Source organism: Embleya hyalina (assembly GCF_003967355.1).
Classification (GTDB): Bacteria; Actinomycetota; Actinomycetes; order Streptomycetales; family Streptomycetaceae; genus Embleya; species Embleya hyalina.
On sequence record NZ_BIFH01000046.1, the window covers coordinates 86,666 to 107,263 of the forward strand.

Annotated in this window: 18 protein-coding genes; 17 read left to right on the forward strand and 1 reads right to left on the reverse strand. The window is 73.0% G+C overall.

Features of this window, described 5'->3' with window-relative positions; genetic code table 11:
* Nucleotides 1-8: 8 nt before the first annotated feature.
* The 4 genes from EMA17_RS44025 (at nt 9) to EMA17_RS44040 (ending at nt 6,447) form a co-directional block, all read left to right on the forward strand.
* Nucleotides 9-2,351, forward strand: a complete 2,343-nt coding sequence (locus tag EMA17_RS44025; RefSeq protein WP_126642838.1) for a [protein-PII] uridylyltransferase — start codon at nt 9-11, stop codon at nt 2,349-2,351.
* A 113-nt stretch (nt 2,352-2,464) separates the two neighbouring features.
* Complete coding sequence (gene ffh, locus EMA17_RS44030; RefSeq protein ID WP_126642839.1) at nt 2,465-4,030, forward strand: signal recognition particle protein; 1,566 nt, start codon at nt 2,465-2,467, stop codon at nt 4,028-4,030.
* 108 nt (nt 4,031-4,138) lie between these two features.
* A complete protein-coding gene (locus EMA17_RS44035; protein ID WP_126642840.1) occupies nt 4,139-4,702 on the forward strand; it encodes a GNAT family N-acetyltransferase in 564 nt (187 codons plus the stop codon).
* Between the two features lie 26 nt (nt 4,703-4,728).
* On the forward strand, nt 4,729-6,447 hold the full coding sequence (locus tag EMA17_RS44040) for an alkyl sulfatase dimerization domain-containing protein (RefSeq protein WP_126642841.1): 1,719 nt from the start codon (nt 4,729-4,731) through the stop codon (nt 6,445-6,447).
* A gap of 151 nt (nt 6,448-6,598) precedes the next feature.
* Here the strand turns inward: EMA17_RS44040 and EMA17_RS44045 are convergent, their stop codons facing one another.
* The gene (locus EMA17_RS44045; RefSeq protein ID WP_126642842.1) at nt 6,599-8,305 is read right to left on the reverse strand and encodes a proline--tRNA ligase; all 1,707 of its coding nucleotides are present in this window, start codon (nt 8,303-8,305) and stop codon (nt 6,599-6,601) included.
* 267 nt (nt 8,306-8,572) lie between these two features.
* Here EMA17_RS44045 and rpsP point away from each other — a divergent pair, with 267 nt between their 5' ends.
* From rpsP to dprA, 13 genes are all read left to right on the forward strand, one after another.
* Nucleotides 8,573-9,040, forward strand: coding sequence for a 30S ribosomal protein S16 (gene rpsP / locus EMA17_RS44050; protein WP_126642843.1), 468 nt, complete (start codon nt 8,573-8,575; stop codon nt 9,038-9,040).
* Nucleotides 9,041-9,042: 2 nt separating this feature from the next.
* The gene (locus EMA17_RS44055; protein ID WP_020553237.1) at nt 9,043-9,282 is read left to right on the forward strand and encodes an RNA-binding protein; all 240 of its coding nucleotides are present in this window, start codon (nt 9,043-9,045) and stop codon (nt 9,280-9,282) included.
* Nucleotides 9,283-9,410: 128 nt separating this feature from the next.
* Nucleotides 9,411-9,980, forward strand: a complete 570-nt coding sequence (rimM, locus tag EMA17_RS44060; RefSeq protein ID WP_126642844.1) for a ribosome maturation factor RimM — start codon at nt 9,411-9,413, stop codon at nt 9,978-9,980.
* Nucleotides 9,977-10,795, forward strand: a complete 819-nt coding sequence (gene trmD, locus EMA17_RS44065) for a tRNA (guanosine(37)-N1)-methyltransferase TrmD (protein ID WP_126642845.1) — start codon at nt 9,977-9,979, stop codon at nt 10,793-10,795. Before rimM ends, trmD begins: the two co-directional genes overlap by 4 nt.
* 154 nt (nt 10,796-10,949) lie before the next feature.
* Nucleotides 10,950-11,309: a 50S ribosomal protein L19 gene (gene rplS / locus EMA17_RS44070; protein WP_078975236.1), complete on the forward strand. Its 360-nt coding sequence runs from the start codon at nt 10,950-10,952 to the stop codon at nt 11,307-11,309.
* 65 nt (nt 11,310-11,374) lie between these two features.
* A complete protein-coding gene (gene lepB / locus EMA17_RS55870; protein ID WP_307721594.1) occupies nt 11,375-12,700 on the forward strand; it encodes a signal peptidase I in 1,326 nt (441 codons plus the stop codon).
* A complete protein-coding gene (gene lepB, locus EMA17_RS44080) occupies nt 12,693-13,823 on the forward strand; it encodes a signal peptidase I (protein ID WP_126642846.1) in 1,131 nt (376 codons plus the stop codon). Before lepB (EMA17_RS55870) ends, lepB (EMA17_RS44080) begins: the two co-directional genes overlap by 8 nt.
* A gap of 140 nt (nt 13,824-13,963) precedes the next feature.
* Nucleotides 13,964-14,998 (forward strand): signal peptidase I, encoded by a 1,035-nt coding sequence (gene lepB / locus EMA17_RS44085; protein WP_246127287.1) that lies wholly within the window; start codon nt 13,964-13,966, stop codon nt 14,996-14,998.
* 85 nt (nt 14,999-15,083) lie between these two features.
* On the forward strand, nt 15,084-15,653 hold the full coding sequence (locus EMA17_RS44090) for an NUDIX hydrolase (protein WP_126642847.1): 570 nt from the start codon (nt 15,084-15,086) through the stop codon (nt 15,651-15,653).
* Nucleotides 15,654-15,798: 145 nt separating this feature from the next.
* Complete coding sequence (locus EMA17_RS44095) at nt 15,799-16,125, forward strand: DUF2469 domain-containing protein (RefSeq protein ID WP_078979196.1); 327 nt, start codon at nt 15,799-15,801, stop codon at nt 16,123-16,125.
* A 118-nt stretch (nt 16,126-16,243) separates the two neighbouring features.
* Nucleotides 16,244-16,657, forward strand: coding sequence for a YraN family protein (locus EMA17_RS44100; protein WP_246127288.1), 414 nt, complete (start codon nt 16,244-16,246; stop codon nt 16,655-16,657).
* Nucleotides 16,658-18,265, forward strand: a complete 1,608-nt coding sequence (locus EMA17_RS44105) for a YifB family Mg chelatase-like AAA ATPase (protein WP_126642849.1) — start codon at nt 16,658-16,660, stop codon at nt 18,263-18,265.
* Between the two features lie 671 nt (nt 18,266-18,936).
* Nucleotides 18,937-20,106, forward strand: coding sequence for a DNA-processing protein DprA (gene dprA, locus EMA17_RS44110; RefSeq protein WP_126642850.1), 1,170 nt, complete (start codon nt 18,937-18,939; stop codon nt 20,104-20,106).
* The last annotated feature ends 492 nt before the right edge of the window (nt 20,107-20,598 follow it).

Consider the following 20,598-nt stretch of genomic DNA (forward strand, 5'->3'; position numbering starts at 1 on the left):
CAGACACCATGGAACCGACCGCCGGCTCGCGCTACACCCGGGCCCGGGACGACCTCCTGGCCGATCCGGCCGGGCCCGCCGGCGCCGCCCGCCGGCAGGCGCTCTGCACGCTGACCGACCGCTGGCTGACCGAGTTGTTCGGCGCCGCCGGCGCCCCGCCGCGGGGCGTGGCCCTGGTCGCCGTCGGCGGCTACGGCCGCCGGGAGTTGTCCCCGGGCAGCGACCTCGACGTGGTCCTGCTGCACGACGGCCACGCCGGCATCGCCGAACTCGCCGAGGCGATCTGGTACCCGGTCTGGGACGCGGGCATCGCCCTCGACCATTCGGTGCGCACCCCCGGCGAGGCGCGCCGGGCCGCCGCCGACGACCTGCGGGTACAGACCGGCCTGCTCGACATCCGACACATCGCCGGCGACCCCGAACCGACCGCCGCGCTGCGCACGTCGATGTTCACCGCGTGGCGCGCCGCCGCGGTGAAACGCCTGCCCGAACTGCACCGGGCCGGCCGCGAGCGCGCGGAACGCCACGGCGAGGTCGCCTTCCTGCTCGAACCCGACCTCAAGGAGGCCCGCGGCGGGCTGCGCGACGCCACCGCGCTGCGCGCGATCTCCGCCTCCTGGATCGCGGACGCGCCGCACGAGGAGGTGGACGCCGCCCGCGCCACCCTGCTCGACGTGCGCGACGCGCTGCACCTGGTCACCGGGCGCGGCGCGGACCGGCTGCTGCTCCAGGAACAGGACGCGGTGGCCCGCCGGCTCGGCCTGCTCGACGCGGACACCCTGCTTCGCCGGGTCTCCGAGGCGGCCCGGGCGCTGGCCTACGCCGGCGACGTGACCTGGCGCGAGGTGTCCCGGGTGCTGGCCGCGCGCGAGGCGGGCGCGGGGCCGCGTCTGTTGCGCCGGGCGCGCACCGGCGGGTCCGCCCGTACCCCGCTGGCCGAGGGCGTGGTCGAGCACGCCAGCGAGGTGGTGCTCGCCCAGGCCGCCCGGCCCGCCCGGGATCCGGTCCTGCTGCTGCGCGCCGCGGCCGCCGCGGCCCGGGCGGGGTTGCCGCTGTCCCGGCACACCGTGGACCGGCTGGCGAGCGAGTGCCCGCCGCCGAGCGATCCGTGGCCGGCCGACGCGCGCGAGGCGTTCGTGGCGCTGATCGGCGCCGGGCGCGACGTGCTGCCGGTCTGGGAGGCGCTGGAGTCGAGGCGGCTGATCACCCGGCTGTTGCCGGACTGGGAGCGGGTGCGCTGCCGGCCGCAGCGCAACGCCGTCCATCGCTTCACGGTCGACCGGCACCTGATCCAGACCGCGGTCGAGGCCGCCGCGCACACCCGCCGGGTGGCCCGGCCCGACCTGCTCCTGGTGGCCGCGCTGCTGCACGACATCGGCAAGGGCTGGCCCGGCGACCACAGCGTGAGCGGCGAGGTGATCGCGCGCGAGGCGGCCACGCGGATGGGCTTCGCCAAGGACGACGTGGACGTGATCGGCACGCTGGTGCGCCGACACCTGCTCCTGGTGGACACCGCGACCCGGCGCGACCTGGACGATCCGACCACCGTGGCGGCGTTCGCCGAGGCGGTGGGTGGCGTGGAAACCCTCGAACTGCTCCACGCGCTCACCGAGGCCGACGCCGCCGCCACCGGACCCGCCGCGTGGAGCGACTGGCGGGACGCCCTGGTCCGGGACCTCGTCGCCCGGACCAGGGCGGTGTTCGCCGGTCGCCCGGCACCGGCGGCGCTCGCGCTGCCGGCCGAGCGGATCGTGGTCGCCGAGGTCTCCGGCGACCTGCCGGTGGTGCGCCTGGAGCCGCTGTCGTTCGGCGCCGAGGTGACCATCGCCGCCGCCGACCGGGTCGGCCTGCTGGCGCTGGCGGCGGGCGTCCTCGCGCTGCACCGGCTCACCGTGCGCTCGGCCGCGATCGACGTGGTCGACGCGCTCGGCGTCACGGTGTGGACGGTGGAGACCGAGTTCGGCCGGCTGCCCGACCCGGCGGCGCTGCGCGAGGACGTGCGCAAGGCCCTGGACGGCGGCCTGGACGTGGCCGCCCGGCTGGCCAAACGCGAGGCCGCCTACCCGCCCCGGCGCGGCGCCCCGCGCGCCCCCGCCCGGGTCGAGGTGATCCCCGACGCGTCCGCCACCGCGACGGTCCTGGAGGTACGCGCCCCCGACAGCCCCGGTCTGCTGCACCGGATCGGCCGGGCCCTCGCCGACGCGCACGTCAGCGTCCGGCAGGCCCGCGTGGGCACCCACGGCGCGGACGCGGTGGACGCCTTCTACGTGGTCGCCCCCGACGGCGCGCCGCTGGCCGCCGCCGAGGCCCGCGGCCTGGCCAGGACCCTGGAGAAGGCGCTGGCGCCGTGACCGGTCGGGCCCGCCGCCGGCGGAACCGGGACGCGTGCCCCCGTCACGACCGCCCGGTGGGCGGTTAGGCTGGGCCCGACACCACCCGTATCTGACGAAGGACCTCTGCCGACGTGTTCGACACTCTCTCCGACCGCCTCGCAGCGACCTTCAAGAACCTTCGCGGCAAGGGGCGGCTCTCCGAAGCCGACATCGACGCCACCGCCCGCGAGATCCGGGTCGCCCTCCTCGAGGCCGACGTGGCGCTCCCGGTGGTCCGCGAGTTCATCGCCCGGGTCAAGGAACGCGCCCGCGGCGCCGAGGTGTCGGGCGCGCTCAACCCGGCCCAGCAGATCGTCAAGATCGTCAACGAGGAACTGGTCGGGATCCTCGGCGGCGAGACCCGCCGGCTGCGCTTCGCCAAGACCGGCCCCACCGTGATCATGCTCGCCGGCCTCCAGGGCGCGGGCAAGACCACCCTCGCGGGCAAGCTGGGCAAGTGGCTCAAGGCGCAGAAGCACCAGCCGCTCCTGGTCGCCTGCGACCTCCAGCGCCCGAACGCGGTCAACCAGCTCTCCGTGGTCGCCGAGCGCGCCGGCGTGGCGGTCTACGCGCCCGAGCCCGGCAACGGCGTGGGCGACCCGGTCAAGGTGGCCCGCGACTCGATCGAGTTCGCCAAGACCAAGCAGTACGACGTGGTCGTCGTCGACACCGCCGGCCGGCTCGGCATCGACGCCGAGATGATGCGGCAGGCCGCCGACATCCGCGACGCGGTCAAGCCGGACGAGATCCTGTTCGTCGTCGACGCGATGATCGGCCAGGACGCGGTGGTCACCGCGCAGGCGTTCCTCGACGGCGTCGGCTTCGACGGCGTGGTGCTCTCCAAGCTCGACGGCGACGCGCGCGGTGGCGCGGCCCTGTCGGTCGCCTCGGTGACCGGCCGGCAGGTCATGTTCGCCTCCAGCGGGGAAAAGCTCGAGGACTTCGACGCGTTCCACCCCGACCGGATGGCCTCGCGCATCCTGGGCATGGGCGACATGCTCAGCCTGATCGAGATCGCCGAGGCCAAGTACGACCAGGACCTCGCGCTCAAGGCCGCGGAGAAGCTGCACGGCGGCGGCAACAACTTCACCCTGGAGGACTTCCTCCAGCAGATGGAGCAGGTCAAGAAGCTCGGCTCGATCTCGAAGCTGCTCGGCATGCTGCCCGGCATGGGCGCGATGAAGGACCAGATCGACAACATCGACGACCGCGACCTGGACCGGGTCGCGGCGATCATCAAGTCGATGACGCCGGCCGAGCGGGCCGACGTGAAGATCCTCAACGGCTCGCGCCGGGCGCGCATCGCCAAGGGCGCCGGCACCGAGGTCAACGCGGTCAACAACCTGATCGAGCGGTTCGTCGAGGCCCGCAAGATGATGGGCCAGATGGCCAAGGGCGGCGGCATGCCGGGGATGCCCGGCATCCCGGGCATGGGCGGCGCCGGCAAGAAGAAGGGCAAGGCGCCCAAGCAGGCCAAGGGCAAGCGCCAGTCGGGCAACCCGATGAAGCGCAAGCAGGAGGCGGCGGCCGAGGCGGCCCGGCGCGAGGAGCGCGCCGCCAACCCGTTCGGGCTGCCGGCGGGCAACGGCGCGGGCGGCGCGGCCGACTTCGAACTGCCCGACGAGTTCAAGAACTTCCTGCCGCCGGGGCAGAAGTAGCGGCGGGGCACCATCGGCGGGCGGGGCCGCGACGTGGGCGGACCACGTCGCGGCGCACCTCCCGGAGGCGCGGTCCCGATCCGCTCGGACGACGAGGCGAGGATGGAGATGACGGGGGCCATGGACCTGTACACCGTGCCCGGTTGCCGGGTGGGCGTGCGCGCGCCGACCGGGGCCGACGTGGCCGCCTCCGCCGAGGCGATCCGCCGCTCCGAGCACATCTCCCGCTGGAATCCGGCCGACCCGAACGACCTGCCGGACCTGATCCGCCGCCAGGGCGACACCTTCCGCACCTTCCTGGTGGTCGACATCGCCGAGCGCGGCCTGGCCGGCCGGATCAACGTCTCGAACATCGTGCGGGCGCGCTTTTGCAACGCCACGCTCGGCTACGACGCCTACACGCCCTACGCGGGCACCGGCCGGATGACCGAGGCGCTGGCCCTGGTGATCGATCGGGTGTTCGCCGCGGACGGCCTCGCGCTGCACCGCCTGGAGATCAACGTGCAACCCGGCAACGACGGTTCGATCGCGCTGGCGCGCCGGATGGGCTTTCGCCACGAGGGCTTCACCCCGCGCATGTTGTTCCTCAACGACGCCTGGCGCGACCACGAGCGCTTCGCGCTGACCGCCGAGGAGTGGCCGGGCGCGGAGAAGACCATTCTTCCCTCGTAGGGCCGGACGTGGCAGGCTGCCCGCCCATGACGTACGAGGTCGAGCCTGCCGTTCATCCAGAACTCGCCGCGCACACCGCGCACTTCGCCAAGCGCGTATACACCGTGGCGGGACACGTGCACGTCGCCGTGGGCTGGTCCTCGGCCAACGCCGCGGTGATCGAGGGCCCCGAGGGGCTGGTGGTGGTCGACACCGGCAGCGGGGCGGACCTGGCCGCGGTGATCGAGGCCGAACTGCGACCGCAACTGCGCGATCCGAAGGCCCCGGTGCGGGCCGTGGTGGTCACCCACCACCACCCCGATCATGTGAACGGACTGAGCCACTGGGCCGCGACGCCCGACGTGGACGTGTACGCGCACCGGACCTTCCTGGCCGCGCTCACCGACCAGTCCGGGCCCACGCTGCACATCATGGGCCTGCGCTCGGTGTACTCGCTCGGCAACCTCCTCGGCCCCTCGGACACCGAGGGCGTCAACGACGCGGTCGGCCCGCACGCCGGGGTGGGCACGCCGTCGTTCGTGATGCCCACCGTGCTGGTGGGGGACGCGCTGGAGACCGAGGTCGCGGGGGTGCGACTGCGGCTGTTCCACAATCCCGGCGAGACCGACGACGCGATCAGCGTGTACCTGCCGGACAGCGACGTGCTGCTGTGCGGCGACACCATCCAGGGGCCGACCCTGCCCAACATCCACACCCTGCGCGGTTGTCGCTACCGCGACCCGATGCAGTGGGTGCGCAGCATCGACGCGCTGCGCGCGCACGGGGCCGCGCATCTGATCCCCAGCCACGGGCAACCGGTGTCGGGGGCGGACCGGGTCGCCGAGGTGCTGGCCGTGGAGCGGGACTGCATCCAGTACATCCACGACCAGACCGTGCGCCGGATGAACGAGGGGCTGACCCCGGACGAGTTGGCCGAGACGATCGAACTGCCCGAACACCTGGCCTCGTACGCGCCGTACGCGCGGGAGTACTACGGCACCGTCAAGCACACCGTGCGGCAGATCTTCTTCGGCTACCTCGGCTGGTTCGGCGGCGATCCGGTGGATCTGGATCCGCTGCCCCGAGCCGAACACGCGCGCCGGACGGTGGCGCTGATGGGCGGCCGGGAGCGGGTGCTCGGCGCGGCGACCGAGGCGTACGAGGCGGGCGAGTACCAGTGGGCGGCCGAGTTGGCCACGCACCTGACCCGGATCGACCGCGAGGACGCGGACGCGCGGGCGGTCAAGGCCGCCGCGTTTCGCCGACTCGGCTATGCCCAGCTCAACGTCAACTGGCGCAACTGGTACCTGACCAGCGCGGACGAGTTGGAGGACCGGATCCAGCCGATCCTGCCGCTGATCAACTTCGCCGCGGTCTTCGCGCCCAGGGACCTGGTCGCCCGGATCCCGGCCGCGTGGCTGATCGAGCTGTACACCACCCGGCTGCGCGCGGAGGAGGCGCTGGAGGTGGACGCCGTGCTCGGCTGGCGGGTGCTCGGCGGTGTGCACGGCGAGGAGGAGGTGGCGCTGCACGTCCATCGGGGCGTGGCCCGCTTCCTGCGGGAGATCCCGGCGGACGCCGCCGTGGTGCTCGAACTGCCGCGCGAGACCGTGGAGTCGCTGCATCTGGGCCGCACCGATCTGCGCGGTGCGCTGGCCGGCGGGGACGCCCGGACGATCCGGGGCGGTGCGGCGGAGGCGGCGGCCCTGCTCGACCTGTTCGACCCGCTCCAGCCGCGCAGGCCCACCGAGTTGACGCTGCGCTGACCGGCTCGCGGCACCGTCGGCGGGGGTGCTCGGCGCACGATCACGGCGGCGGACGTCGATCGGCCACGCGCCGGACGCCCCGGCCGACCCCCGCACGCCGAGCGCCCCCGCCGGATGTGTGCGGCGGGGGCGCTCGGCGTGTCACGCGGGGTCAGCTCGCGTCGAGGACCAGCTTGCGCACGTACTCGACCGCCTCGGCGACCGGCACCAGCGCCTTCTCGCCGCTCGCGCGCGAGACGATCTCCACGTTGCCCTCGGCCAGGCTGCGGGCGCCGACGGTCACCCGGAACGGGATGCCGACCAGTTCGATGTCCTTGAACTTCACCCCGGGCCGCTCGGCGCGGTCGTCCAGGATCGTGTCCACCCGCTGCCGCCCCAGTTCCGCGTAGATCTCCTCGGCGGTGGTGCGCGACTTCTCGTCCTCGACGTCGAGCAGCGCGACCGCGACCTCGAACGGCGCCACCGCGACCGGCCACACGATGCCGTTCTTGTCGTGGTGCGTCTCGACCATCGCGGCCATCGCGCGCTCGACGCCGATGCCGTAGCTGCCCATGACCGGGGTGATCCGCTCACCGTCCGCGCCGAGCACGTTCACCCCGAGCACGCTGGTGTACTTGTCGCCGAGCTTGAAGATGTGGCCGATCTCGACCGTCTGCTCGACCTCCAGGCCGGTGCCGCACTTCGGGCACGGCTCGCCGGCCACCACCTCGCGCAGGTCCACCCAGCGACCCACCGTGATGTCCCGCTCGACGTCCACGCCGCGCACGTGCGCCTTGTCGACGTTGGCGCCGGTGACCATGTCCCGGCGGCCACGCAGCGCCTCGTCGGCCAGGATCGGCAGGTCGCTCACGCCGACCCCGCCCAGGCTGCCCGGGTACGCGCCGAGCGCGGCCTTGATCTCGTCCGGCGTGGCCGGGCGCACGTCGTTGGAGCCGGTGGTGTCGATCAGCTTCTGCTCGACCAGCGCGTGGTCCCCGCGCAGCAGGGCCAGCGTGAGCTGCCCGCCGACCATGTAGACCAGCGTCTTGATCTGCCGGTCGGCCGCGACGCCGTGTGCCCTGGTCAGGTTCTCGATGGTCTTGACGCCGGGGGTGTCGAACCGCTCCGGCGCGTCGAGCCCCGGACCGTCCTCGATCGGCGCGAGCGTGGACGTGGCCTTCTCCACGTTGGCCGCGTAGTCGCAGTTCGGACAGTGCACGACGAGGTCCTCGCCGGCCGCCGACGGGCACATGAACTCGGTCGAGCCGCTGCCGCCCATGGTGCCGCTGGACGCCTGCACCGCGATCGCCGGGATGTTCAGCCGCTGGAAGATGCGGACGTACGCCTGCCGGTGCGCCTCGAACGAACGGTCCAACCCCTCGGCGTCCAGGTCGAAGCTGTACGAGTCCTTCATGGTGAACTCGCGCACCCGGATCAGGCCGCTCTTGGGCCTCGGCTCGTCGCGGAACTTGGTCTGGAACTGGTACCAGGTCTGCGGCAGGTCGCGGTAGGAGCTGAGTTCGAGCGCGAGGGTCGTGAAGATCTCCTCGTGCGTCATGCCCAGGGCCAGGTCGGTGCCCTTGCGGTCTTTGAGCCGGAACATCTCGTCGCCCATGACCTCCCAGCGACCGCTCTTCTGCCAGATCTCGGCCGGATGCATCGTCGGCAGGATCATCTCCTGCGCCCCGATCCGGTCCATCTCCTCGCGGATGACCCGCACGACCTTCGCGCGCACCCGCACCGCGAGCGGCAGCAGCGAGTAGTGGCCGGCCATCAGCTGCCGGATGTAGCCCGCGCGCACGAGCAGACGGTGGCTGACCGCGTCGGCGTCGGCGGGGTCCTGACGGAGAGTGGGTACGTACAGTTCGGACCAACGCATGAGACCGTGGCGACCTAACGACTAGGGGGAAGGGCGTGCGACCTGCATTCTAAAAGCCGCGCGAGGCTCGGCCACCCGGGTTTTCCCCCGGCCGACGCCCCGGCTTTGGTCGGTGCCCGGAAGTCTGGCAGAATGGCGAGCTGAGTACCCGGGGCATTGCCGGACCCTCTCTCCGCATGCTTACCGTGTCCACGATCAGCCGAGCCTCATGTCCCCACGTGAACGCCGGCTGTTCACCCACGTCAAGATGCAGGAGACACCACTCTCGTGGCAGTCAAGATCAAGCTGAAGCGCCTGGGCAAGATCCGTTCGCCCCACTACCGCATCGTCGTCGCCGACGCCCGCACCAAGCGTGACGGTCGGGCGATCGAGGAGATCGGTATCTACCACCCGATGGAGAACCCCTCGCGCATCGAGGTCGACTCCGAGCGTGCGCTCTACTGGCTGGGCGTCGGCGCGCAGCCGACCGAGCCCGTCGCGCACATCCTCAAGCTGACCGGCGACTGGCAGAAGCACAAGGGTCTGCCGGCCCCGGCCCCGCTGCTGGTCGCCGCGGAGAAGGCCGACAAGAAGTCGCTCTTCGAGGCCGCCGCCCGCGAGGCGATGGACGAGCCCAAGGACGGCGCCACCACGCCGAAGGCCAAGAAGGAGAAGAAGGTCGAGGCCGCCGCCGAGACCGAGACTCCGGCCGCCGAGGGCGAAGCCGCCGCCGAGACCGCCGCTAACGAGGGCTGACCGTGCTCGAGGAAGCCCTCGAACACTTGGTCAAGGGCATCGTCGAGCATCCGGACGAGGTCAAGGTACGGGCGCGTAATCTTCGCCGCGGCCGCATTCTCGAGGTCCGGGTCCATCCCGAAGACCTCGGGAAGGTCATCGGGCGAGGTGGCCGCACCGCGCGTGCGCTGCGTACCGTCGTGACCGCGCTCGGCGGCCGGGGAGTCCGCGTCGACCTCGTCGACGTCGACCAGGTTCGCTGACGTACCCGGACAACACGTCCAACCGGGAGCTGCCCGGCGGAGTCACATCCGCCGGGCAGCTTCTTGGCATTTCCGGTCCTCGGACCATCGGGTTCCAGGGTTTCCGGGCAGAGATTGAGGAGTCGCAGGTGCAGCTTGTGGTCGGCCGTATCGGCAAGGCACACGGCATCAAGGGCCAGGTGACCGTCGAGGTCCGTACCGACGAGCCCGAACTGCGGCTCGCGCCCGGAGCGGTGCTGATGACCGACCCGCCGTCGGTCGGTCCGCTGACCATCGCCGACGGCCGGGTGCACAGCGGTCGACTGCTGTTGAGCATCGAGGGCGTGACCACCCGCAGCGGCGCCGAGGCGCTGCGCAACACGCTGCTGATCGCCGAGATCGACCCGGACGAACTCCCCGAGGACCCCGAGGAGTTCTACGACCACCAGTTGATCGGGCTGGATGTGGTCACGGTCGACGGCGAGGCGGTCGGCGAGATCACCGAGGTGGCCCACCTGCCCTCGCAGGACCTGCTCATGGTCCGCCGGGCGGACGGGCGCGAGGTGATGATCCCGTTCGTGCGGCAGATCGTGCCGGAGATCGACCTGGAGAACCAGCGCGCGGTGATCACCCCGCCGCCGGGCCTGCTCGACGCGGCGGACGCGGTGCTCGCGGTGCCGGACCCGGCGGAGGGCGACACGTCCGAGGACCCCTCGTGAGGATCGACGTCGTCACCATCTTTCCCGAATACCTGGCCCCGCTGGACGTCTCGCTGGTCGGCAAGGCGTGCGCCAAGGGCCTGCTGGACGTGCACCTGCACCAGCTCCGGGACTGGACGTACGACGTGCACAAGACCGTCGACGACACCCCGTACGGCGGCGGCCCCGGCATGGTGATGAAGCCCGAGCCGTGGGGGCTCGCGCTGGACGCCGTGCTGGAGCAGGGCGAGAGCGCGGCGGCCCCGGTGCCCCGGATGATCGTGCCCACGCCGTCCGGCCGGCCGTTCACCCAGGACCTCGCGGTCGAACTGGCCGAGGAGCCGTGGCTGCTGTTCGCGCCCGCCCGCTACGAGGGCATCGACCGGCGGGTCCTGGACGAGGCGGCGACCCGGATGCGGGTGGACGAGGTCTCCATCGGCGACTACGTGCTCGCGGGTGGCGAGGTGGCCGTGCTGGTCATGGTCGAGGCGGTGGCCCGGCTGCTGCCGGGTGTGCTGGGCAACGCGGAATCGCATCGGGACGACTCGTTCGCGCCCGGCGCGATGGCCAACCTCCTGGAGGGGCCGGTGTACACCAAGCCCGCCGAGTGGCGCGGGCGTGAGGTGCCGCCGATCACGGTCTCCGGGAACCACGGCGCGATCGCCCGCTGGCGGCGGGACGAGGCACTGCGCCGGACCTCGGCGCACCGGCCCGATCTGATCGGCCGGATCGATCCCGCGGCGGTGGACAGGAAGGACCGGGCGCTGCTCGCCGAGCTGGGCTGGGTCGAGCGGGACGGCCGGTTTCATCGGGCCGACCCACCTGTGGCAGACTGAGACGCTGTTGCCATGTCCCGATCCGGACCGGGTTCCCCGGGAGCCGGACGGCACCCCTGCCACAGGGGGAGCGCCATTCGGGACCGGCGACCCCCCTTTCGTAACCACGATTCCCCGTGGGTGACCTGTGGCACCCCCGAGAAAGCGACGCGAGATGAACAAGCTCGACCACATCGATGCCGCATCCCTGCGGGACGACGTCCCGGACTTCCGTCCCGGTGACACCCTCAAGGTGCACGTGCGCGTCATCGAAGGCAACAAGTCCCGCGTCCAGGTCTTCCAGGGCTTCGTGCTGCGTCGCCAGGGCGACGGCGTCCGCGAGACCTTCACGGTCCGCAAGGTCAGCTACGGCGTCGGCGTGGAGCGCACCTTCCCGGTGCACACCCCGGTGATCGAGAAGATCGAGCTGGTCACCCGCGGCGCCGTGCGTCGCGCGAAGCTCTACTACATGCGTGACCTGCGCGGCAAGGCCGCGAAGATCAAGGAGAAGCGCTCGGACCGTCCGACGCGCTGAACCGTGCGCCACACCCGGGGTGCCTCGCCCATGGCGAGCCGACCCGGACGCTAGGCTCGTTCGTGATGGACGACGCAGAGCAGAGCAGAGGCCGTGCCTCCACGGCGGAGGAATCCGCCGGTACCTCGTCCACCGAGGTCGTGGAGGCGCGGCCTTCGCGTGTCCTGGGACGGGCGTCGGGCGGGAACGGTCACGGGGGCGGCCTCGACGGGGCGCTCGGGACCGTGCCGGAGGCGCCGAAGTCCCCTGATTTCGCAAAGGATTCGGTGGCGGGCGCGGCCGACGGCACGGGCGTGGCCTCGGCCGTCGAGGCGGGTGCGGACGTGCGGTCGAAGGGGCCGGAGAAGGCCGACACCCCCGAGGACGGGGCGGGTTCGGCGGTCGAGACCGCACCCGAGCCCGGGACCGAGCCGGCGTCCGGCACCGGGACCGCATCCAAGCCCGGGACCGCATCGGGGACCGCGACCGGGGCCGTATCCGACACCGGGACCGAGACCGACACCGGGACCGACACCGGGACCGAGGCCGGGACCGCGACGGCATCGGGGACCGCGACCGACACCGGGATTGCATCGGGGACCGCGACCGCGACCGCGTCCGGGACGGCGACCGACTCCGAGGCCGACGCCGTCGCCGGGAGCGAGCCCGACGTCGACCCCGAGGCCGATTCCGAGGCCGGGTCGGGCGCCGAGGCCGAGGGCGCCCCCGATGCGCCTCGGCGGCGGCGGATGCCCGCGTGGGTCGAACTCCCGCTCCTGGTCGCGATCGCGATGGTCGTAGTCCTCGTGGTGAACTCGTGGGTCGCCCAGCCGTTCGTGATCCCCAGCGGCTCGATGGAGAACACGCTCGAGGTCGGCGACCGGGTCCTGGTGAACAAACTCGCCTACAAGTACGGGGACATCCACCGCGGCGACATGATCGTCTTCGACGGGCGCGGCTCGTTCACCCCCGAGGGCACCGGCTCGCCCAACCCGGTGACCGGCGCGCTGCGCAAGCTCGGCGGGGTGTTCGGCTTCACCAACCCCGACGACAACGACTTCGTGAAGCGGGTGATCGGGATCGGCGGCGACGTGGTCAAGTGTTGCGACACGCAGGGTCGGGTCACCGTCAACGGGGTGCCGCTGGACGAGGGCGACTACCTGCATCCGGGCGACAAGCCCTCCGACTTCCCGTTCGAGGCCGCGGTGCCCAAGGGAAAGCTCTGGGTCATGGGCGACCATCGCAGCAACTCGGCCGACTCGCGCGACCACCTGGGCGACCCCGGCGGCGGCATGGTGCCGGAGAGCCGGGTGATCGGGCGCGCGCAGTGGATCATCTGGCCGTTCGGGCGGATCCAGGGCGCGGATCGGCCGAAGACGTTCGATCGGTCGGACTTCGACCGCCGTGGGTAAACGCGGCAAGCCCAAGGGCGCCCGGGCCGCCGATCCGGTGCCCGCGCGGCCGAGTGCCCACCCCGACGGCGGGGCCGGTCCGCCCCCGATTCCGGAGGTCGCGGGCGCGGTGGCGCTCGGTGAGGCCGAACCCGTCCGCGCCGCGCCGTCGGTCGAGGTGCCGACCCCCGCCCCCGCACGCCGACGTCGGGGCAGGCGTTCGCGGCGCAAGGACAAGGTGGTGCCGCTGTGGCGCGAACTGCCGATGCTCGCGGTGATCGCGCTCGCCCTCGCGCTGCTGATCAAGACGTTTCTGGTGCAGGCGTTCTACATCCCTTCGGGGTCGATGGAGCACACCATCGACGTCGGCGACCGGGTCCTGGTGGACAAGTTCTCGCCGTGGTTCGGGTGGACCCCCGAGCGCGGCCAGGTGGTCGTCTTCAAGGACCCGGGCGGCTGGCTGGGCAAGAAGAACACGGACGACCCGCCGCCCGGACTCAAGCAGGTCAAGCAGGGACTCGTGTTCGTGGGCATGTTGCCCTCGGACGACGAACAGGACCTGATCAAGCGGGTGATCGGGGTCGGCGGCGACACGGTGGCCTGCTGTGACCCGTCCGGGCGAATCACCGTCAACGGTGTTCCGCTGGACGAGCCCTACCTGTACAAGGGCAACGCGCCCTCGGAGAAACGCTTCAGTGTGACCGTGCCCAAGGGGCGGCTGTGGGTGATGGGCGACCATCGCGGTGACTCGGCCGATTCGCGGGCACATATGGATCGGCCCTATCAGGGCACGATCCCGGTGGACGATGTGGTCGGTCGGGCCGTCCTGGTGGCCTGGCCGCTCGGGCGTGCGCATCGGCTGCCGGTTCCGGAGACGTTCGGGAACAAAGCCCTGTCGGTTGCGATTCTCCCGCCCACCCCGGTCGTTATGGGAATGGTGGGTGCGGTTCCGCTGGTCCTGCTACGCCGACGTGTACGCTCGCGCCGGCGCATGCCGGCCCCGTGGGGTCGACATCGACCCGGCGACGTGCGCGGCACGGGTCGGAAATCATCAAGACAGAGCTGTGGGCAGCCGGTGGACAGCCCCGACCGGGTGCCGTGTGGCCTGCACGGGTACGAGGAGGCGCCGTGGGGGAAGTCGTGATCGGAGCGCGATCCGCTGGTGGAGACGACGATCGTGGGCGGGAGCCGCACGAGCGGCATCCGACCGACGCGCCGCACGATCCCGGAGCGCCACCGACCCAACCAACGACCGGGGACGGGCCCCGGCAGTCGCCCGATCTGGTGAAGCACCCGAAGAACGGGGCCGGCGCCGACGCGGCGCCGATCTTTCCGCCGGTGGCGCCGACCCCCGCGACCGGCGGTCCGGGTACGGGCGGTCCGCCGGACGCGGACGGCCCCGGCGGTCCGGGCGACTCCGGCGGATCGGGCGGCTCCGGCGAGCCGGAGGGTGCCGGTGAACCGGAGGGGTCCGGCGCCGACGAGGGCGCCTCGGACTCGGGCGAACGGCGCAAGAAGAAGGGGTCGTTCTGGAAGGAGCTGCCGCTGCTTCTGGTGATCGCGGTGGTCCTGGCGCTGCTCATCAAGACCTTCCTCGTGCAGGCCTTCTCGATTCCGTCGGAGTCGATGGAGAACACCATCAAGGTCGGCGACCGGGTCCTGGTGAACAAGTTCTCGCCGTGGTTCGGCGCGGAGCCGGAACGCGGCCAGGTGGTGGTCTTCCACGACCCGGGCAACTGGCTCCAGGAGGCGCCGAAGCAGTCGGACAACGCGGTGGTGCGCGGGCTGCAGAAGGGCATGTCCTGGGTCGGCCTGATGCCGTCCGCCGATGAGAAGGACCTGATCAAGCGGGTGATCGGGGTCGGCGGCGACCGGGTCCAGTGTTGTGACGCGCAGGGCCGGCTCATGGTCAACGGCAAGCCGTTGGACGAGAGTTCGTACCTGAAGAAGGGCGTGGCCCCGTCGACGAAGGTGTTCGACGTGACCGTGCCCAAGGGCCGGATCTGGCTGATGGGCGACAACCGGGACAACTCGTCCGACTCGCGCTATCACATGGACCAGCCGTTCAACGGCACGGTGGACAAGGACCAGGTCATCGGGCGCGCGTTCACCGTGGTGTGGCCGCTGAACCGGATCCACGGCCTCGGCGTGCCGGGCACCTTCGACCAGCCGGGCCTCGGGCTCGACGTGATCGGCGGCACCCCGATGGTGGCCGGGCTGATCGGGGCGGTGCCGCTGGTGTGGTGGCGGCGCAGGCGGCGCGGCGGGCCCGAGGAGCGTACGGCCACGCGCCCGCCCTCGGCGGCGCCGCCGGCCTGACCGCCGACCTCTCGCATTCGGCCGGGCGCTCGGGAATCCCCTCCCGCGCGACCCGGCCGTTCGCGGCTCGGGGCACAATCCGGGGATGACGACTCAACCCGTGTCATGGCCCGGAGACGTACCGGAGCCGGTGCCGGACTACCCCGCCGACCTGGCTCCCGACCTGGAACGACGCGCGGTGCGCGTGGTGATGCTCGACCCCGACGACCGGGTGCTGCTGTTTCGCACCCGGGTGCCCGAATCCGACCCGTCCGACTGGTACGACCTGCCGGGCGGCGGCCTGGACCCCGGGGAGACCTATGTGGACGCGGCCGTTCGGGAGATCCGGGAGGAGACCGGCCTGCGGATCGAGCCCGCCGAGGTGGGGCCGCCGACCTGGCGGCGGAGTGTGACGTGGGTGCGGCCGGGGCATCGGCGGGTGCAACACGAGTTCGTGGTCCTGGTCCGGGTCGCCGAGCGGGCGCCCGCGGTCTGCGAGGACCGTTCGTTGTGGACCGCGGACGAGCTGGCCGAGTACCAGGAGGCGGTGTGGTGGCCGGTGGACGAGATCCGGGCGGCGCCGGCGCGGTTCTACCCGGGCCGGCTGCCCGAGCTGCTGCCGAGGTTCCTCGCCGGCGAGCTGATCGACGAGCCGTTCGAGTGGTGGAACGGCTGAGCCCCGCGGCGCCGGCGGGTCGACGGCCGGTCGATGCGGGCCGTCGGGAGTGTCCCGGACGGTTGTGCCATGGTGCGCCGGTGGGCGCGAGGGTCGCCGGTACACAATGGGAGGCGTCAGCGAAGCGCAGGAGCGAGGGGCGCGCATGAGTGCGGAAGATCTCGAAAAGTACGAGACCGAGATGGAGCTGCAGCTCTACCGCGAGTACCGCGACGTCGTGGGTCTCTTCAAGTACGTCATCGAGACGGAAAGGCGCTTCTACCTCACCAACCAGTACGAGCTGCACGTGAGGTCGGCCGACGGGGAGGTCTTCTTCGAGTTGTCCATGGCGGACGCGTGGGTGTGGGACATGTATCGACCCGCGCGATTCGTGAAGAACGTCCGGGTTCTCACCTTCAAGGACGTCAACGTCGAGGAATTGACCAAGAGCGAATTCGAGATGCCCGCGGGCAACGAAGGGTTCGGCGGCTGAGCGGACCCCGCGCGCCCGCAAGGGCGGTATCCACAACGACCGGTTTGTCCACAGGTCACGGTGGGTCGACACACGACCACCTCCGGCTCCGGCAGCGTCGAGCCCGGAGGTGGTCGTTGTGCGGACCGATGCGGGTGGCAGGGAGGGTCGGGGCGGTCCGGCCCGGCAGTCCCGGAACGGCGCGGTGGGGCGCTACGGCGAGCGGGTCGCGGCGCGCTATCTGACCGAGGCGGGCATGGCCGTTCTGGCGCGCAATTGGCGCTGTCGGGACGGCGAGATCGACATCGTCGCGCGCGACGGGCCGGTTTTGGTCGTGTGCGAGGTCAAGACCCGGCGCGCGGGCGGGTTCGAGCACCCGCTGGAGGCGATCGGCCCGGCCAAGGCCGCCCGGCTGCGGGTGCTGGCCGAGCGCTGGCGGGCGGCGCATCCGCTCGCCGGGCCGCCGGGGCGCGAGGTGCGGATCGACCTGGTCGCGGTGGTCGCGTCGGTGCGCGGGGCGGCCGGGGTCGAGCACGTCCGGGGGGTGTGCTGAGTGGGCTTCGCGCGCACCCGGTCGGTCACCCTGGTCGGGGTGGACGGCGTCGTGGTGGAGGTGCAGGCCGACCTGGAGCCGGGGGTGACCACGTTCACCCTCGTGGGCCTGCCGGATCGAACCCTGGTGGAGTCCAAGGAGCGGGTCCGGGCGGCGGTGGTCAACAGCGGCGAGGAGTGGCCGCAGCGCAGGCTGACGGTGGGGTTGTCGCCGGCGACGGTGCCCAAGACCGGATCGGGCTTCGACCTGCCGATCGCGGCGGCGATGCTGGCGGCGGCGGGCGTGCTGGATCCGCGCGCCATCGAGGACCTGGTGATGATCGGCGAGCTGGGCCTGGACGGGCGGCTGCGGCCGGTGCGCGGGGTGTTGCCGGCGGTGATGGCCGCCGCGGCGGCCGGGTGCGCCCGGGTGGTGGTGCCCTCCGTGGCGGCCGGCGAGGCCGAGTTGGTGCCGGGGGTCGCCGTGTGGGGGGTGACCTCGCTGCGGCACCTGCTGGCGAGGCTGCGCGGGGAGCCGGCGCCGGCCGAGCCGGAGGCGGTGCGCGACATCGGTCTCGGCCCCGATCCGCTCGCCGTGGTCGGCACCCTGACGGCGGGCCCGCCGGCCGGGTCGGCGCCCGCCGATCTGGCCGACGTGGCCGGTCAGGGCCGGGCCCGCCGAGCCCTGGAGGTGTGCGCCGCGGGCGGGCACCACCTGTTCCTGCTCGGCAGTCCGGGCGCGGGCAAGACCATGCTGGCCGAGCGGCTGCCCGGGATCCTGCCGGCGCTCGACGGGCCGGCCTCGCTCGAGGTCAGCGCGGTGCACTCGATCGCGGGCACGCTGCGTCCCGACCTGCCGCTGGTGACCACGCCGCCGTTCTGCGCGCCGCACCACAGCGCGACGATGCCCGCGATCGTCGGCGGCGGCAACGGCCTCCCGCGCCCGGGCGCGGTCTCCCTGGCCCATCGGGGCGTGTTGTTCCTGGACGAGAGCCCGGAGTTCGGCGGGCGGGTGCTGGACGCGCTGCGCCAGCCGCTGGAGTCCGGCACGGTCACCGTGGCGCGCAGCGGGGGGATGTTGTGCTTCCCGGCGCGGTTCCTGCTCGTGATGGCGGCCAACCCGTGCCCGTGCGGGCGGTTCTCCGGACGGGGTCTGGACTGCACGTGCTCGTCGCTGATGCGGCACAAGTACCTGGCCCGGCTGTCCGGGCCGCTGATGGACCGGATCGACGTGCGGGTCACCGTGGACACGGTCTCCCGCGCCGAGTTGTTCGCCCCGGAGGGGGCGGGGGAGCGGTCGGAGGTGGTGGCCGCACGGGTGCTCGCGGCCCGGGAGCGGGCCGCGCGGAGGCTGGCCGACACGGGGTGGACGGTCAACGCGGAGGTGCCGGGGCGTGAGCTGCGCACCCGGTGGACGGTCGACGCGGACGCCCTCGACCGGGCGGCGCGCGACATGGAGCGCGGCTTCCTGACCGCCCGAGGCCTCGACCGGGTCCTCCGCGTCGCCTGGACCCTCGCCGACCTGCACGCCCACCCCCGCCCCACCCGCTCCGACGTGGACACGGCCCTCGAACTCCGCACGGGAGTGATCCGAGGCGACACGGCGAACGACGACGGATACGAGGGATGAGGAACCGCCGACACGACGCCTCGGCCCACCACGGCCATCGGCCCGCCCGCCCCCACGCGCTCGCGGCTTCGTGCGCGGCGGGTGGGGCGATGCGGACGCGCAAGGCGGGTCGGCGGAAGCGGGACGGGTGGGAGTCGCGACGGCTTTGGTGGGGGCAGGCGGGTCGGCGCCCAGAGGATCCCGCCGCCACCCGTCCCTGGCGCCGCCGTCGACCTGCTCGCCCCGAGGCATCGGTGACGCGCGGCCCACGGCCGGTCCGCGTCCGTTGCGGGCCGACGTTCGGGTCGCTCCGTCACCGGGTGGATCCGGCCGCGCCGTCGACCCGTTCGTCCCGGGCGGCTGCGGGGCGCGGTTTCGGGTCGGTGCGCGTCTGTTGTGGGGCGACGTTTGGGTTGCTCCGTCATCGGGTGGATTCGGGAGCGGCGTGGACCCGCTTGTCCCGGGCGGCTGCGGCTTCGGATCGGCCTGTGTTCGGCGCGGTCCGCTCGGCCGGCCGCCTCCCCCGGGTGGCCGGTGTGGCGGTCGGAGTGGGCGGAGCGTGCGAGCCGACGCAGGTGCGGGCGGTCGGCATCCGGGGGTGGTGGTTTTTCGGAGGGGGTGCGGGGTCGAGGTGGGGAGGCGGGGCGCGTCGGGGGTGCCGGCGGGAAGCGTCGAGGACGGAAGGTGTGGGGGTGGGTGGGGTGGAGCCGTTGCCTTGGGGGGACGGGGGCTTTTCCGAGCGGGACGCGGAGGGGGAGCGGGTGGCTCGGGCGGTGTTGAGCCGGTTGGTGGAGCCCGGGGACGCGGTGTTCGGGCGGGCGGTGCGGGTGTACGGGGCCGCTCGGTTGTTGCGGGACCTGCGGGGGCGTGGGCCGTTGCCGGGGGAGTTGGCCCGGCGGGATCCGGCGGGGTATCGGGTTCGGCTCGGGTCGCGTGATCCCGACGAGGACACGGCTCGGCTCGCCGAGGTGGGTGGGAGCTTCCTGGTTCCCGGCGATCCGGGGTGGCCCACCCAGCTCGACGACCTCGGGGACGCCCGGCCGCTGGGCCTGTGGACGCGGGGCGCGACCCCGCTGCGGCTCGCCGCGCTGCGGTCGGTGGCGGTGGTGGGCGCGCGGGCGTGCACCGACTACGGCGCGCACGTCGCGGGGGCGCTCGCGGCCGAGCTGGCCGAGGCGGGCTGGACGGTCGTCTCCGGTGGCGCGTACGGGGTGGACGGCGCCGCGCATCGGGGGGCGCTCGCGGTGCGCGGGTCCACCGTCGCGGTGCTGGCGTGCGGTATCGACGTGAACTATCCGCGTGGGCACGAGCGGCTGCTGACCCGGATCGCCGAGGAGGGCGTGCTGGTCACCGAACTGCCGCCGGGCGCACATCCGACCCGCTACCGCTTCATCGAGCGCAATCGGGTGATCGCGGCACTGACCCGGGGCACCGTGGTGGTCGAGGCGGCGTTGCGGAGCGGTGCGCTGATCAGTGCCCGCCGGGCCGCGCTGCTCGGCCGTCAGGTGATGGGCGTGCCGGGTCCGATCGGCTCGCCGAGTTCGGCGGGCGTACACGTGCTGCTGCGCGAGCCGGGGTCGGTCCTGGTGACCCGGGCGGCCGAGGTGATCGAGCAGGTGGGGGTGATCGGCGACGACCTCGCGCCGGTCCTGGTCGGCCCGAGTCGCCCGGGGGACGATCTCCCGCCCGAGCTCCGCCGGATCCTGGACGTGGTGCCGTGGCGCGGCGCGCTGTCCACGGCCGCGATCGCGCACGAGGCGGGATCGGCGCCGACCGCCACGCGACGCCGACTCGACGTGTTGGCGGCCCGCGAACTCGTCGATCGCACCTCGAAGGGGTGGCGTCGCCGTGGCGGTGCTTGACCTGGGGCCGCAGTGATCATCACCGTGAGGGGAGGAGGCCCGATCGAGGAGGTGTGCCACACCCGTGACCGACGAGCGCGCGCCCGAGAACGCCGCCCCGGACAGGATCACCCCACCGGCGACCGCCGTCGCCCCGACAACGACCCGACGCCGTCCCCCGGGACCCACCCACCGCACTCCGACGGAGCCCGCGGCGGCACCCGCTCCCGAGCCCGCCCCCCACCGCACCGCCGGACCCGGAGCGGACATACGAGCGGGTGCAACCGCCCCGGTTCGCACGCCGACGGCCGCCCTCGTCGTCGGCCGGCCCACGGGACCCACCCGCGGCCCCACCGCCCCGTCCCGCGGCGGCGCGGCCGCACCGGGGCCCGGCGCCGATGCCGTGCCGGCGGGTGGCCCCTCCACACGCGCCACCCGGGGTGTCGGTTGCTCGCGCGCCCGTGCCGGGGTGTGGGGGCGTGCGGGGGTCGGGGTGTGCGCCCCCCGGGGCGC